At 39.5% G+C, this 16,735-nt stretch carries 12 protein-coding genes; all 12 read right to left on the reverse strand.

Going from position 1 to position 16,735, the window contains the following annotated elements; genetic code table 11:
• Positions 1–9: 9 nt before the first annotated feature.
• Positions 10–396: a DMT family transporter gene (locus tag M2273_RS18940; protein ID WP_429399328.1), complete on the reverse strand. Its 387-nt coding sequence runs from the start codon at positions 394–396 to the stop codon at positions 10–12.
• 11 nt (positions 397–407) lie between these two features.
• The gene (locus M2273_RS18945; RefSeq protein ID WP_429399329.1) at positions 408–1,361 is read right to left on the reverse strand and encodes a sterol desaturase family protein; all 954 of its coding nucleotides are present in this window, start codon (positions 1,359–1,361) and stop codon (positions 408–410) included.
• 110 nt (positions 1,362–1,471) lie between these two features.
• Entirely contained in the window at positions 1,472–2,275 is an 804-nt protein-coding gene (locus M2273_RS18950) for an SDR family oxidoreductase (RefSeq protein ID WP_429399330.1), read from the reverse strand.
• Between the two features lie 7 nt (positions 2,276–2,282).
• A complete protein-coding gene (locus M2273_RS18955) occupies positions 2,283–3,626 on the reverse strand; it encodes an aminotransferase class III-fold pyridoxal phosphate-dependent enzyme (protein WP_429399331.1) in 1,344 nt (447 codons plus the stop codon).
• 12 nt (positions 3,627–3,638) lie between these two features.
• Entirely contained in the window at positions 3,639–4,577 is a 939-nt protein-coding gene (locus M2273_RS18960; protein WP_429399332.1) for a transketolase family protein, read from the reverse strand.
• Between the two features lie 2 nt (positions 4,578–4,579).
• Positions 4,580–5,443: a transketolase gene (locus M2273_RS18965; protein WP_429399333.1), complete on the reverse strand. Its 864-nt coding sequence runs from the start codon at positions 5,441–5,443 to the stop codon at positions 4,580–4,582.
• A gap of 13 nt (positions 5,444–5,456) precedes the next feature.
• Complete coding sequence (locus tag M2273_RS18970) at positions 5,457–6,281, reverse strand: cytidylyltransferase domain-containing protein (protein WP_429399334.1); 825 nt, start codon at positions 6,279–6,281, stop codon at positions 5,457–5,459.
• Between the two features lie 11 nt (positions 6,282–6,292).
• Positions 6,293–7,345, reverse strand: a complete 1,053-nt coding sequence (locus tag M2273_RS18975) for a hypothetical protein (protein ID WP_429399335.1) — start codon at positions 7,343–7,345, stop codon at positions 6,293–6,295.
• 232 nt (positions 7,346–7,577) lie between these two features.
• Entirely contained in the window at positions 7,578–8,417 is an 840-nt protein-coding gene (locus M2273_RS18980; protein WP_429399336.1) for a phosphatidylinositol-specific phospholipase C/glycerophosphodiester phosphodiesterase family protein, read from the reverse strand.
• A 152-nt stretch (positions 8,418–8,569) separates the two neighbouring features.
• Positions 8,570–10,186: a RagB/SusD family nutrient uptake outer membrane protein gene (locus tag M2273_RS18985; RefSeq protein WP_429399337.1), complete on the reverse strand. Its 1,617-nt coding sequence runs from the start codon at positions 10,184–10,186 to the stop codon at positions 8,570–8,572.
• 20 nt (positions 10,187–10,206) lie between these two features.
• The gene (locus tag M2273_RS18990; RefSeq protein ID WP_429399338.1) at positions 10,207–13,233 is read right to left on the reverse strand and encodes a SusC/RagA family TonB-linked outer membrane protein; all 3,027 of its coding nucleotides are present in this window, start codon (positions 13,231–13,233) and stop codon (positions 10,207–10,209) included.
• A gap of 828 nt (positions 13,234–14,061) precedes the next feature.
• Positions 14,062–16,614 (reverse strand): hypothetical protein, encoded by a 2,553-nt coding sequence (locus M2273_RS18995; RefSeq protein WP_429399339.1) that lies wholly within the window; start codon positions 16,612–16,614, stop codon positions 14,062–14,064.
• Positions 16,615–16,735 lie beyond the last annotated feature (121 nt).

Below are 16,735 nucleotides of genomic sequence, written 5' to 3' on the forward strand. Positions count from 1 at the left end.
TTTGCCTTTTTAAGGTACCTGATTAATATGTGTTACAGAAAACTTTAAGCCCATAATGCCGATCATGATCAGCGAAATAAAAAAGGCCTCGGTCCACGTAATGGTTTTATTGAAGAAACTTATCTCAGCTATTTTTATCAAGACAAGTGTGGCCGCGGTCCAAATGGCATAGGCTGTAGCTGTCGACAGCTCTTTAATAGACAAAGAGAAAAAGTAGACATTACCTACGCCAAAAAGGATATAGCCAAGCAGCGGGGCCAGTAGGGGAAAGCTTATGTCAACCCGGTAAAAGTTATGCCAGGTGAGCAATTTCAGGTCACTCAGTTTAAAAAACTTAACCGAAAATGTCCATGCTGTTTCAAATACCGCTGCTATGATGATGTATATCCAGGCCAAAATTAATGAGGTTATTGCAAAATTTCTTCTTGCTGGTGAGGTGTTAATGGTGTGTTGAATATCTCGGGTTGATGGGTTTCTGTTTTTGGAACGCTTTTTTTCCGTAAAGCGCTTAATGCCGAAAGGATAGCCGGTCTCAAATTATAATAACGCTTAAACCACCTGTACTTTAGCAGGTTATTTTCATTAAACCGTTTAACAGAAAACGCGTGCTGTAAAAAGTAATCTTTAGGGTATTCATAACCCAGGCCCCAGTTTTCGCGCTGGTTACCGGGCGCGTGACCAGGGTCATAAGCGGTACCGAATAAATGATCCCAAATGGCAAACTTGGTTGAAAAGTTAGCGTGAAAAACTTCCTGATAGTTAGCATGGTGCCACAAATGCAACTCAGGGCTGTTAATGATGTATTTGAGCTTTCCCAGTTTTACTTTAACGTTGGCGTGTATAAACATACCAAACATAGCATCCAGCATTGCTTTAATAGGTATCACAGCCGGATCGGCACCTAATAAAATAATGGGTGCAAATTCAATGGTTTGGTTAATGATGATCTCGACTATATGAGAGCGGGAACCCGATAAAAAATCAACCTCCTTACCCGAATGATGGGCTTCATGGATTCGCCAGAATACTTTGTTACTGTGCTGAAACCTGTGGAACAAGTAAATGTACAGATCATGGGTCACCAGGAAAAACAACACCTGCACCGCTACCGGCCAATCCTTTACAAATTGAATAGCCGACCAGCTAAAATGATGCTGAACGGGCGCTATCAGGTAATCAAATATCAGGATCTTTAAAAAGTAGCTTTGAATAAGTGTGTACCAAACCAGGTCGATCCAAAACCCCTCTCTAAAAAAAGACAAACCTTTGCGGTAGGGCGATACCCGCTCCCAGGTAATGATCAATATTACCCACAAAGCCAGTATAATGGTAGTAACGGTAAGTAGTTTTTCCTGTGGCATTGTATTAATAATTTCCTGTATCGAGTATCAGGTAGTTAGTATCAAGTATCAAGACCTCACTTTCTTTTATAGACTTTTTATTGTCTTGATACTAACTACTTGATACCATATTAAATAGCTGTCCATCCGCCGTCAACTACCAGGTTGGCGCCGGTCATATAGGCTGATGCGTCGCTCGCCAGGAATATTAAAGCGCCTTGATAATCACCAGCTTTTGCCATGCGGCCTAATAGTGTTTTTGCAGAATAGTTTTCTATGAAAAATTCGTTCTGGTTATTCTCAACCCCACCTGGCGAGAGGGTATTTACCCTGACACCCTTATTTCCCCAGTAAGCAGCCAAAAAGCGGGTGAAATTAACAACTGCGCCTTTGGTAACCGGGTAAGCTGCCGATTTATAAAAGTCCTGTTCGCCCTGTGGGTTTTTGTATATGGACTGATCAGGGCCCACCATACCGTAGGTTGAGGCTACATTAATAATGCTGCCCGAACGTTGTTCGGCCATTACAGTTCCAAAAACCTGTGAGCACAAAAACACACCGGTTACATTTACATTAAGCGATTGCTGAAATGACTCCAACGGGTAATTTTCAAAAGCCGAAAGCTCCTTAGCCAGCGCCGGGTTTTCAAACATATCATTAATGGCTGCATTATTCACCAGGATATCGATACTGCCATAACGGGTTAGTATCTTATCGCGGGCTATTTCCAGGGCATGTTTGTTGGTTACATCAACTTTTAAGCCCCCATGCTGTTCACCTAAACTTGCAGCAAAAGCTTCCGCCTTTTTCTCATCCATATCAGCAGCTACTACATTGGCTCCGGCCATAACCAGTGCTTCGCAGTGCTTTTTACCAATTAATCCCAATGCACCCGTTACAATAGCCGTTTTGCCTTTTAAAGAAAATAGTTCCATATATTACTTACAGCGCGGCAGCTTTTGGCTTTATATTGTAATTGCTCACCTTGCGGAAAACAGCCTCCAACACTTCACCTTTTAAATAACTTTTAATATCACCGCTTAAAATGGCTTCTTTAACAATTGGAAGCACATCGCGGTAAGCTAAAAGCGTGTAATCAATATCTTCGGTAGTATGGCTGTAGCACATGTTATGAAAACCGGCCCAAAGGATACCCCGTTTTATCATTTCCTGCTGCATCAGCGTTTTTAACTCCAGTGCATTGCCCGCTTCAGGGGTAAAGGTTACCATGCTGCGGCAATTAAAACCAATACAGCGGGTATATTGATCCATTCCCAAAGCTATGGCCAACTGATTGTAACCATCTTTTAATAGGGCCCCGTTTTGATCAAGGTATTGCGGTACGTTTTTATCACGAAGTTCATTGATGGTAGCCACACAGGCGGCTAATGATAAAGCCTCGCCGCCAAAAGTGGTGTAGCTAAATACTTCCGAATTGAACAATTCCATCACATCAGCACGACCAGTAAGCAGTGCTATAGGCATACCGTTGGCACAAGCCTTTGAAAAAACCGCCAGATCGGCCTTTACATTAAAGTATTCCTGCGCTCCGCCTAATGCAACACGGAAACCTGTCCACATTTCATCAAAAATGAGCAGGGTGCCATTTTCACGGCATACTTCGGCCAGTTGCTGTAAAAAGCCCGGTTTTGGGGCTTCAAAAATAAAAGGCTCCAGGATCAGCGCTGCAACGGTTTCGTCAAGCGCCGCTTTTATCGATTCAATATCGTTATATTCAAAAGTATAAGTAAGCTCCTGTATACTTTCGGGAATACCTGCATTGCGGCTGGTGATACCGATGTACCAGTCATGCCAGCCGTGATAACCACAGCAAAACACTTTATCGCGGCCTGTAAATGCACGGGCAACACGTATAGCTGCAGAGCAAACGTCGGCCCCGGTTTTGGCAATTTTAACAGCTTCGGCATTTGGAATTACCTGTTGTACCAATTCTGATAACTCAACCTCGAGCGGGTGCATTAACGAAAAAGTAATGCCGTCATTTAATTGCGCACGGATGGCTTCATCAACAACAGGGTAGGCATAGCCTAAAGAAACAGGGCCTATAGCCGCATTAAAATCAATATATTCATTGCCATCGGCATCCCAAACGTGCGAGCCTTTACCTTTTACCAGGTATTTTGGCGCCACACCTTTGCTAAACTGACCCGGACCTTTGGCCAATGTTTGCGTAACCGGTTTCTGTACTTTTAAAGCACGTTCAAACAATTTGTCTGACTCACTTATATCGGGATAATTGTTGGTAATCTGTATTTTATTAGCCATAACGTACATTATTTATTCTGAAAACGCATGTGTTAAAATGGATGGTTGTAAGTGCAGGGTTTGATAGCCTAATATTTTTTCGGCTATCTGTTTTCCGGTAAAACCAGTGTGTTGCAATACATCGGGCAATAATGCCGGTTTGAACCATTTTTCGTTTAAAGCGATGGGCAGCACTTTGGCGGATGCCTGATTTTTTAACAGCACTTCGGCTACTATGGTAAATAGCCCGCCGGTTAAAAAATGATCTTCAAGGGTAACAACCAGTTCGCTGGTGGCAGCCGTTTGCAATATAACCTGCTCATCTACCGGTTTAAGGCTGCGCATATTCACCAGACCAACAGAAAGACCTTCGTTTTTTAATATATCAACCGCTATCAGCGCCTGTTCAAACATCAGCCCATAGGTTAAAATAGTTACATCGGTACCTGCCGAAACAACCTCGGCCTTTCCCAGTTCAAAAGGCTCATGCTCGTAACCAGTTTTGCGGGTGTTGATACGCGTATAGGCCGGGTTAGGAGATTGCCAGATCTGAGGTAACATTTTTACAAGATCGTCTTCATCAGCGGGGGCAAATACGGTTACGTTTGGGATGCCCCGCATAATAGATATATCTTCAATGGCCTGGTGGGTAGGGCCGTTAGCATCTGATAAAAAGCCGGGTATAAAACCACTTAGTTTAACGGGCAAATTGGCGATACCTAAATCGGTACGTACAAACTCAAATGAACGCATGGTTAAAAAAGCAGCCAATGCATGTACTATAGGAATACGGTTGCGCAACGCTAAACCAGCGGCCGCACCTATCATGGTTTGTTCGGTAATACCGGTATCAATAAAACGCTTGCCTAAAACAGCGGGCAGGTTACGCACCAGTGCGCGGTTCTCGGCTGTCATCACTATTACCTGTTCATCGTTCAGGGCTATTGCTGTTAATAATTCTTCGTAGGTCATGATTATCTGACAATTAAAGTTTCTGATGTTAATGAAGTAGTATGCTCCCCGTGCAATTCCAGTAAAAGCTGGTCAATTTCACCGGCCGAGAAATTACAGAACCAGCGGTCGGCCCGCTCTTCTATACTCGGTAATCCTTTGCCTCTAACGGTATCGGCAATTACTACATTGAGTTTCCCTTTTTGAAAAGGGTAGGAGCTAAAGGCATTATGCATTGCCGTATAATCATGGCCGTTTATGCGTTTAACCGCTGCGCCAAATGATTCAAATTTTTGTACAAGGGGTTCCAGGGGGATCAGATCCTCTGTGCGCATATTGGCTTGAAAATGATTGCGATCTATCACAAAGATCAGATTGTCTAAACCATAAGCATTGGCTACCAGGACAGATTCCCAGCAGGAACCTTCATTCAGTTCGCCATCGCCCATGATGCATACCACTTTATTATCGCTGCCACAGATCTTCAGATCCATAGCAACGCCAAGTGCTACTGATGGTAAATGACCCAATGAACCTGAGTGAAATTCAATTCCCGGGATATTGGTATTTGGATGCCAGTAAATGTAATCATCCAAAGAAAGGTGCTTTTCAAGTCTTTCTTTTTTCAGGAAACCCAGTTCGGCCAGTGTGCCGTATAATGCCGGTACATCATGCCCTTTGGATAGGAACAGGTAATCGCGGTTGGGGTCGTTTAAATTGAACGGAGTAACATTTAAAAACTCCGTATAAAGATATACTACAAGATCAACCGCAGACAGAGAAGCGCCGGTGAAACAGCCACCAGCTGTTGACATACGAACAATGTGTTCCCTAACCCTTAGGGCTATAGCTTCTGTTTCGTGGTATTGATGTTTTTTATTTTCCACAAATTATATTTTTTTATGTATCTAAAAGGAACCCGGATATTTCCCGGGTTTGTCCCGGGTTTATAGTTTTCAATTCGTTTAAATGATGACGGTACCAATTAACGCCGGCATATTCTGCATTGATCTGGTAGATATCGGGCTTCCGGTGGAGCAACCTGATGATATCAAGACAGGAAAATTTTTTATTTTGATGATAAAGCTCTTCAAATACTGTTTTTATAAAATGATAATCTTCCAGGTAATCAATAGTAAAACGATGCGACATGGAATAATCCAAACCAGTTTCCCAGGTTACATTACCAATACTGAACAGTTGAGGGTTTTCCCATATATGAGGAGTTGTATGTTCCAGTTCCATACTTTTATCCGCGTTTTTCCAGGTTTGTTTTAAACAATCCATCGTCATGATCTCTACATCGTTGCCATCGGGATAGGTTGCCGGATGCAGATTGCTTACATAATCATACATGCCTTTATGTTTAAAATAATAGGTAAGCACATCATCTATAATGCATGGATCTATCAGCGGGCAATCAGAAGGGATCTTTAATACAACATCTGCATCATGTAATAGAGCAGCCTGATAATGACGGTCGAGCAGGTTATACTGGTCGCCCCTATAATAAGGGACATTCAGCATATCAGCTTCATCTACAATGATGTCATCATCGGGACTAACAGTAGTGGCTATAACTATGGTTGCCTTATGCTTTATCATCTGCAACCGCTCTATCATTAAAGCCAACAGGCTTTTATCCACTACGGGTAACATTACTTTACCAGGTAAACGGCTCGATGCCATACGCGCCTGTACAATGATCAACACTTTATCTGCCATTTATATATGTATTAATAGTTTATCAATAATTCGTCGTTTAAAATTTGCGATACTTTATTGTTTAATGCTTCCTTAGGGTTAAAATACTGTTTATGGCCGGTATGGTTAATATACTCACGGCATATTTGGGCTATATTTTTAGCCGAACTGGCCCCGTTTTGAAGTGGGGCAAGCTTTTTTAGTTGTTCCAGGTTAAACCAGGAATGAACTTTTTTACCTAAAGCAATACCTGTGTATACCACTGTTGAATACTGGGTGATTAATTCGCTGCAATTGGCGATCATGTGCTGGGTATTGCCTGAGCTAAATATCATGGTTCCGGCCGGAGCATATTTACGGATCTCCCCTTCGGCGCGCTTAACATTTTCATTGGGGTGAAGCTTAAAAAGCATTTGCCTGCCATTGGCTATTTGTACTGCTTTTTTAATAAAAGCGGGCCGGTTTTCAACCCGGTATGTTTCGCGCATATCAGTAGTGGCTACCATTACATAATCACGATGCGGAAAATCATTATTTAAAAACTGTTTTAGGTTATCATAATTGGGCATACCGGTTACTACCGTTTTTTTGCTGTCAGCTCCTTTTTCAATAAAGAATTGTTCATAACCATACGATGCAACACAATAAATATCACACACGTTTGAGGAGCCGTTTAATGAGGTATTCCCACAAAAAAAAGGAGGCAGCCTAAGCATTTTTACCAGCTTGCTCAATAAGGTATACTTATCAACCATGCCTTCCTGTACCCATATGGTTTTATATTCTTGCAGGCGTGAAGGCACCACTAAATCTGAGCAAAAAACTACAAGATCATAACTGTTTAACCGGGCACCAAAATCAATTTGCAGGTTGTGGCGTCTCAGATAATCTTCAGCGCTTGTTCTGAACTGGCCTGATAATACCGTTCCTTTAAGTAACGAAGTATGGTTTATAAGCAGGTTTAATATTCGGTTGTCTGTAAACAATTGGCTAAACCAGCAATCAAACTCCGGGAGTTCTGTTGCTATCTGGTGCATTTGTGATGTTTGGTTTACAGAACCGGTAATAAACAGTATTTTCTGCATTTATAGTTTGATCACTAATTTGTTTAACAGGCAAATATTTTCTGCAAAGTGTTGTATGCTGTGTTTATTGAGGATATAAAATATTTATAATAATATAACCATATTTATAAGTTAGCACGATGAATTAAAAGTATGTCTGTTACTTTTAGATAATGCTAATTTTAGGTTATGAAATAATTAATTATACATCACTACAGTTTAAACTTAATGTTTAATAAAAAACATAGGTTTTCTATTTTACACTTGCAGAAAAGGCGATACGTCTGGTTAGGAAATTTTTGAGTTCGGGGAGTTTATCGGTATTGATCAGGTCGACACCACAGTCAAGTAGTTCGTTCCAAACAGCGGGGTTCTCGGGCGAGGCCCACAATCTTACTTTTTTACCGTATTTATGCGCCATACTCACATAAGTGCGCAGGCGTTGTTTTTGCAATACCGGGAATGTACCGATGCCGTTCCAGTTTATTATTCTTGAATATTTGCAGCTTGCGGTTCGGTAAACATTTGTTGCCAGGGTGTCCTGTTGAACGTTCATCAGGTCCTCATCAATAAAAGCAAGGCGGTTTTGCTGATTTTTTAATATGTCAAATGGCTTATGCCCGGTTATAACAATGGTGATCTGTCGTTGTACAAATACGCCATTTTCATATCCTGAAAGAATGGATTTATATTTTTCAAGTACCGCACACAGCGCCTCGTAAGTTTTGTTTGCATTTGACTTAATATCGATCATGAGCATGAGCGGATAAACCATCCGTGATGCCTGCACATCGGAGCCATTAATGCAGGTCGACAATGGATCAAGATAAAGGCGTTCAAGTGTTCTGTGTCTTTTAAAAAGCGGGAACAGGTGGGCAACAATAAGTTTCCCTTTTCTTAAATAAATATCGGCTTCAATATGCGTGTAACCATTATCCAATGCGTCATATAACGGCCGTTTGTGCCAATAATCATTATGAGCAAAGGCATTATCGAGCGGTACATTTTGGGAGTAGGAGTTAAAGGCAGTAATTACCAGAAGAGCGGATAACAATAATTTCAGGTGCTTTAGGCAAAAGCTTGCTGCTTGCATCGTTAATTGTTTTTGTTGCACTAAGATACCGGTTAAGTGTGTTTTAAACGTTACCGGATGGTTAAGGATTTTTTTATATATATTAACATTTTGTAAATAAAAAGGGGGACCGCTTTCTTATAGCAGCCCCCCTTTTTATGATGTAGTTACCATTAATAACCAGGGTTTTGAACCAGGTTAGGATTGGTTTTTATCTCCGTAGACGGAATAGGATACAATCTCCTTGTTGGATCAGTATTCATTTTCAGATCGTCTGTTTTCCCACCTGCCACTGGTAGCAGATATTCTTTCTCAAACTGTCCGAAACGGATCAGGTCATTACGGCGCCAGGCTTCCCATGAAAGCTCACGTGCACGTTCATCTAACAGTATGTTCAAATCAATTGATGAGGCAGCTTCGGCGTGGGCACGGGTACGCAGTTTATTTACCAATGTTAAAGGGGTTTGTGTTTCGCCGTTTATGGTAGTAGAAGTAGCTCCACGTAATAAGGCTTCGGCTTTCATCAGGTAAATATCGGCTAAACGAAATACCGGTACGTCGTTACTGTTTAAACGGGTTGCCTGTATAATATTAACGTCTGGATAGTATTTGATCGATCTTACCCCTTCAGATTGTGAGGTAAGCACGTCATTACCCAAATCCATCGGTTTTAATCCTGTTAAGGTTAATGTAGGGTTGAGATTGATCTGTGTGGCGGCATTTGGAGCCGGGTAGTAAACTGGTTGGTTGGTGAAACCACCATTGCCATCAGGATAAAATTGCGGGCCTGCCAGCCATGTTTTGGTACGGTCATCCCCAGGGATGTTAAAGCGGTTGTAAAACTCAGGCGTAGTGCTCATGGCAATACTTAAACCTACGTTAAAGCCATAAGCCTGAACCAGGTAATAAAAGAAACCGAAACGGGTAAACTGGTTACCTGGTATTTGCTGGTCATAAGGTACTGCAAATATGGTTTCATTGATGGCCGGGCCATTAGTAGGTAAAAATATATCCCTGTATTTGGCATCCAGGTAATAGTTGGTATTTGCCTGTACGCTATCGCACATGGTTACGGTTTCCTGGTAGCGGTTGGTGCCGGTGTATACGCCAGAGTTCAGGTACATTTTTGCAAGCAAGGCAAACACCATTCCTTTGGTTGGGCGGCCATATTGCGATACGTTTACTGTCGCGTTGCTGCTTTTGGCTGGCATCAATGGTAAAACAGCTTTTAACTCACTTTCAATAAAGGCGAATACTTTGGCACGTGACTGTGTTGCTGGTTGTCCGGTTACCGGGAAATCAGTAATGATAGGTACGTTACCGTATAAGTCCATCATGAAATACAGGTACAAGGCGCGCATCGCTTTAACTTCGGCAATTGAAGAGGCTTTTTTGGCTGCCGATGATGACGATGAATTAATAACACTGATGATACGGTTACAGGTGTTGATACCACCAAAACCCCATTGCCATACACCTATTACGTTAGGGTGATCAAAGGTCCAGGTGTGATAGTGTAATTGGCGGTATTGACCACCGTCGTCAAAGTTGCCATCACGGGCCGGTAAAATAGCTTCGTCTGTCGACATGTCCTGCATGCGCCAGTAAGGTACCGCGTAGCTTGATGAAAGGTTAGAGTAAATAGTACCCAGTAATGCGGTATAATCGGCATCAGTTACCGGGAAGTTTGATTTTACGTATTGCGACTCAACAGGTACATCTAATTTTGTACAAGAGAATGTGCCTATCGTCACAACTATCGCGGCACATAATATGAATATCTTTTTCATTTTTGTTTGTTTAACTGTTATTAAAATGATGCGGTTAGACCTAAACTGAAGGTGCGTGTTTTAGGATAAAAATTCCTGTTATCGATACCCGGAGTTAAACCGCCCATATCAATTTCCGGGTCAACGCCGCGGTATTTGGTAATGATGAAAATGTTATTACCTGAAGCATAAAAGCGCAGACTTTTAAACGCCTGGATATGTGGTTTAATGGTATAACCGATGGTAGCATTATCCAACCGCAGGTACGAGCCGCTTTCCAGGAAACGATCAGAGATCAGGTAGGCATTGATATCTTTAAACGATTCGCCTAAAGTAAATCTCGGTATATTTTGCAGTTTGGAGTCGGCGGGGTTATTTAAACCGGCAAGTGTTGCATTTAATATTTTGTTGCCATATACACCACGAACCAGGAAGTTAAGGTCGAAGTTTTTGTAGAAGAAACTGTTGCTCCAGCCGTAAATAAGTTTGGGCTGCGCATCGTATTTAATAAACTGATCGGTAGTAAGTGGTTGTGCGGCAGTTGTTGATCCGTCGGCTTTTTCATAAGTACTAACACCGTTGGCATTTTTGCCCAGGTAGTGCCACAGATCAAAAGTACCAACAGCATAACCTGGCTGAATGATCTGGCTGTAGTTGCCCGACTGACCTTTACCGCCTAACTGTGCAGTTTGAATGTATGGAAGAACCAGACCACCCTGTGATAAACTTTCCACCACGTTTTTATTATGTGAAAAGTTTAACGAGGTGCGCCATGTAAAAGCACCCGATTTTACCGGTATGGCGTTTAATACAACTTCAATACCGCTATTTTTCATTTGACCTACGTTTGCGGTTAAAAGCGGATAAAAATATTGCGTAGTTGATACCTGGAGGGTAGTGATCAAATCAGAGGTTTTTTTGATATAATAATCAACAGAACCGGTAATACGATTGTTGAGTATACCAAAATCCAAACCAATGTTGGTTGTAGCAGTACTTTCCCATTTCAGATTTCGGTTTTCATTACGTACAGGGCCTATAGGGTTAACTATATTACCATTACTTAAAAATTTACCACCACCCGGAGGCACGCCATAAATGAGCTGAGCGGTAAAGGCATCGAACCCGGCGCTGTTACCCGAAACACCATAACCGGCTCTTAACTTCAAGTCGCTGATAACCGGAACAGATTTCATGAAATCTTCGCTGATTATCTTCCAGCCGGCAGAAGCAGCAGGGAAATAGCCATGACGAACGTCTAAACCGAAACCCGAAGATCCGTCTTCCCTTAATGAGGCCTGCAGTAAATACTTGTCGGCAAATTGATATTGTGCACGGGCATAAAAAGATATCAGCCTTAAAGTAGAAATATAGGTTGGCGGGGTAGTCCCGTTTATATTGTAACTTGGATTAAAAATAATCTGCGAAAGCTGGGTAGGATTGGAGAATGCTAAATAATTATAAGTTAAAGCATCATTTGAAAATCCCTGGGTTTGTACCCCGAATCCATCGCCATTACGATCCTGCTGATAAGAGTAACCTCCTAACAATTTAAGGGAATGCCGACCAAAAATGCGATCGTAATTAAAATAGGCTTCAACTACGTTACTGGTATTGGTATAAGCACTGCGCGCAGCTACCCCACCTGCGTTAACGTATATGCCAGACTGACTGGTGGAATAGGTATTAACGTTGTTTTGTTCCTTTTGAGTTGATCCTGATATGGTAAATTTTAAACCGTTTAAGATATCTACTGCGGCAAAACCATTGATCAGGGTTTTGTTGTTCTCTGTTTTGGTAAAGTTATTGTTAATTAACGATAGAGGGTTCAATGGCCCGCTGCCTGTACGGGTGTAATTTTCTTTATAAGTACCATCAGGGTTAAAAGGGGCCACCGTTGGCAAATAGAACAAAATGCCCGATAATACCTGGCTTTGGAATATATCGTTGTTTTTGGTGGCGCTGTTGGTAAGCGTGATACCCAATTTTAAACGATCATTAAAAAAGCGCTGGTTGATATAGCCTTTGTAAACAGTACGCTCCAGGCTGGTGTTTTTCAATACACCATTGTTTTTTAAGTAATTTACGCTTGCACCATACTCTGAATTGGTACCGGCACCACCATAAGAAAGGTTATGGTTTTGCGAATAACCGGTTCTTTCGGCCAGTTTTTGCCAGTTGGTATTTGAGCCATCGTCATCGGCTGCGCTTAGCTTAGGTACACCATTATCGGTTAAATACTTACGCAGTTCATCACCGGTAAGTACATCAATGTTTTTTGATACATTTTGAACAGCGCCGTATGCACTATATGTTAACCTGGTTTGACCTGCTTTGGCTTTACGGGTTGTAACAATGATTACACCATTTGCAGCACGTGAACCGTATATAGCTGTTGATGATGCATCTTTTAATACATCAATACTTTCAATATCGGCTGGTGCCAATAAATCGATAGAAGCACCCGGTACACCATCAATTACATAAAATGGCTGGGTAGCACCGTCGCGCAAAGTTGATGGCCCCCTTAAAATAGTTGAGGGTTGTTTGTTGGGGTCACCGCTTTTGGTAATGTTTAAGCCGGCTACCTTACCTTGTAATAACTCGGCAGGGGTAGTTAGTACACCTGCGTTAAAATCTTCGGCTTTTACTGAGGTTATGGCGCCCGTAACATCCTTACGACTCGATGTACCGTAACCAATAACTACCACATCTTTTAGTTGTTTGATATCAGTTACCAGTGTAATGTTAATTAACGTTTTACCATCAACAATAACTTCTTTTGGTACTGATCCTAAAAATGTGAATTTTAAAACATCATCAGCGCCGTTAACTGTAACGGTGTAACCCCCATTGCCATTAGTAGTGGTAGACTTGCCTGAACTTTTAACAGTTACTACCACACCTGGTAAGGGCGCGTTGGTCTCGTCGGTTACGGTTCCTTTAACAATCCTGCCGGTTTGTGAGAATGCCGATAACGCGGTAAATAATACAGCGCAAGCTAATAATAGGCTTTGCCTGTATAAAGGATGAGTTTTCTTAAAAAAACTATGGTAAATTTTTTTCATAAAGAGATTTGAATAAATTACGAACTTAATTGAACTCGGGAAATCGCATTTTTTCCGTTTGCAAAGGAATGATGCGTATGTTATCAAAACATCAAGTGAACATTAGCTTTTATTTCATGTTATTATTTTTGATTTAGGTGATTAATAATTAGTTTTAATTTTAAATAATTGATTGTGTGATTATTATGTATTATTGTTATAGATAATAGCAATAGGTAATCATATTTCCTTTAATTAGAAATTAACAACTATTTAAAAATGGATTTCTAATTGGTTGAGTAAGCAGCAAACGAATTGTGGGTTTAAAATAACCTAAATTTTTCATTGTAAACAGCTTAAGGTAGATGTTATAAAATCGTCAATAGAACAAGAATCTTTTTAATTATTACTTGCGATGTTTGCTGCTTGATGATTTTATTATTTGTAAATAATTGATTATATGGTATTTATTAATTATTTATACTGTCGCCTTAAATTATTGGATATATAGTTACACCTAATAATTTTAATTAATTATTGTTTGTTTATAAATTGGTTTAACCTGTAATTGGTTATATGGCTATAACTAAAAATTACAGTGATTTAAAATTAGACTTAATTGTTAGATTTAGAGTGTAGTTGATCTACTTAAACGTTTTCTGTTTAAAAATAATTGATTATTATATATAATATGCATGAAATAACTTGCCTGGCAGAGCAAAAAAAGGCTGTTAAACCATCATATGGAGGTTAATCTTAACACATTAATTATTTTATCAGTGACTAAAAAGATCAAAAGTTGGCTGAAGCCGCCTTTCTTTTTCTTTAAAGAATAAACAAATTGATAGGTTAATTGAAAGAATCCTGCCTTGAGAATGTTTCGGGGCTTAAACCGCATTCGCGTAGTATCCTGGCGTTATTATAAGCTAATTGTTTATAAAAAGCGGGATCTTGTTTTATAATAGAAGATTGACTGATCAATAGGGTTATTGTAAATATTTTTGAAAACTTGTTCCCGGATTTATCAGCAGCCTGATTTAAATATTTTAAATAACCGGGAATGGCGGCGTAATCATTGTTAAGTATTGCTTTTTTAATTTTGAGGCTATAAAATGCCAGTTTCATGGACGATGTAAATGAGTTTTCTTTTGTTTTAAACAATTCAGAAATAGTATCATGAATAGCTTTAAGTTCTTTTAATTCGCCCAGTAAAAAGTGCGCGTCGGCAGTCAGGATATTAAAAAAAAAGGTATAACTGGTAACTTCTTCCGAATCTTTAGCATATAGTTTTTGAAGTACATTCAGGTACCGCAACATTTTTCGTGGTTTTTGACATATTAAAAGCGTGAAGCCCGCCAATAAATAGATAAGATCATTTGTAGGGGTATAATTTAAATATCCGTTTTGCCTTGGGGGATTAAAATAGAAACGGGTTATATTAATAAAGAAATCCTTTTTAATCATGCCATATTTTAAAAAGTAATATATCGCAGTAAGGCAGTCTAAAGGGCTGATCGTGAATTGCTGGTAATCTTCGGGCGAAAAGTTGTTGAGTTTTGTTAAATACCCTTCTAATGAGGCCATATCTAACTGAAGGATGGCAGTAATTGCCAAGCCAGTATAGGTTAAGATCTTTTTATGATTGGATAGTTCAAATTTTAGTAAGGTTTGCAATGTTTTTTTGTAATCCGTATTTATAAATTCCAACCCCAAAAAGTAATAAAACAATCCGTCACTGCAATCCTGTTTAAAGTAATTGACTGTTGTGCCTGCATTATTTGGAAGCGAATAAGTTTTATTGAGCAAGTCTCCCAAAAAAATGATCAGTTCTGATTTCTCTTTAGCGTTAAGATCGGTTTTGGATAAAAGTGAAATATTTTCCAGCTGCCCGTTTTTAACGGCATGCATAACACACCATTTAATAATAGCAACCTTGAGTTCATTGTTAAAGAATAATTGGTTAATAGCTTTAATTAAATGGGCATCAAATACCTTGTTATTATCTTGAAGCAATTTATTAGCTATGGCCAATTCTAAAAAATTACTGTTCCCAAATTGCACATAGGTGTTAAATTGCGAATCGCTGCTTGTATTTGTTTCCTTTAAAAAACCTATGCTTAGTAACTCCCTGTATGCCTGGCTGTATTGATTAAATAAACTGTTTACTTTTAATTTATCCACATCATATTCCCGCTTTTTAAAGTCCATGTTTTCTATAAGGCCTTTCAGCAGCAATGTTTTCTCGTTAGCATGATGCCCCAGGTAAATTTTATTAAGTATAAAGTTTGAAATTAGATCATAGATACTGGTATGATCAATATTGTTAAGTGAGAAGTTGTCTTTATATTGTTTATAATAAAATTGAAAATAAAGTGGATGGTTAAAGCTGCCTGCAACCTCGGCAGTTATCTGTGTTTGAATTTCCGGATTTATTTTGAAGCACAGATCTTTTATTTCCTGTAAATTAAATAGGGGAACGTTGCTATTCATCTGTTTATCGGTAATTGCCCCGATAAACCATTTATGATTTTCATAATCCAGCATATGCCGGTTATTGATCCAGTTTGATGAACGCATAGTTAAAACCAGCTTAAACCATCTGTGTAATTGATAAAAAGAAAAAATATCCATTAACTGATCAAGCAAAAGCTGAAACCAGTTATTTTTAAACATGTGATCGTCCAGGCCGTCAATGATCAGATAAAAGTTGCCTTCTTTATGTTTGTTGCTATCTAATAATGATATAATATCTTCTTCGAGCGTATAACCTAATAATGCCAATAACCAATCATTAAAATCTTTACCGCTAATTAAAACGTTCATTAAGGCATTGCTGCTAAAAAATAAAATGATATCGCTATTGTCCGAAGTAAGGTTTAAAGCCAGTTTCTCATCAACCCAATGGCATAGCGCTATTGTTTTTCCATAAGCCGGGGGGGCAGTCAAAATGGTTGCGGCATAGTCGCCTTTTAAAAACTCATCAAAATGTTTATCAAGAAAATTCCTTTTTATACTTTGATTAAAAGGAATACCCGATTTGTTTTTTAAGGCTTGCAATGTAAAGTTTGTAATTTTTGCAGCTTTATGGCTCAGAGAGTTCCAATCAACATTTTCATGATTTGTTTTAAGGGATTCTTTGTCTTGTTTTTCGCAAAAGTCTTCCCACCCCTTATAACCACAATAGTTTGATAATACATCAATAGTAAATAGCGATGGTTTAAACTTGCTAAGAGCAAATCCATATATACGTTTTAAAGTGGTTTCGCTTACGGTATGGTTTGTTTTAATACTAATTTGCACAGAAAGAACCTTACAATCACTGGCTTCTATACGTGTAAGATGAGAGTTGGCTAAAACGTATGACTTTAATAATTCAAATAGCTGTGATGAGAAGACTGCCATATTATAAAACTATCAGGACGAAGTTTGTTTGATCAATTTGTTGTGATCGTAACATGACTTTCCCTGCATTATAGGTTTAGTTGATCTGTAGGTTAATTAATAAGTTTATGAATGTATGTAA

Origin of the sequence: Mucilaginibacter lappiensis, from assembly GCF_050433765.1 — a bacterium.
In the GTDB taxonomy this organism is placed as follows: domain Bacteria; phylum Bacteroidota; class Bacteroidia; order Sphingobacteriales; family Sphingobacteriaceae; genus Mucilaginibacter; species Mucilaginibacter lappiensis_A.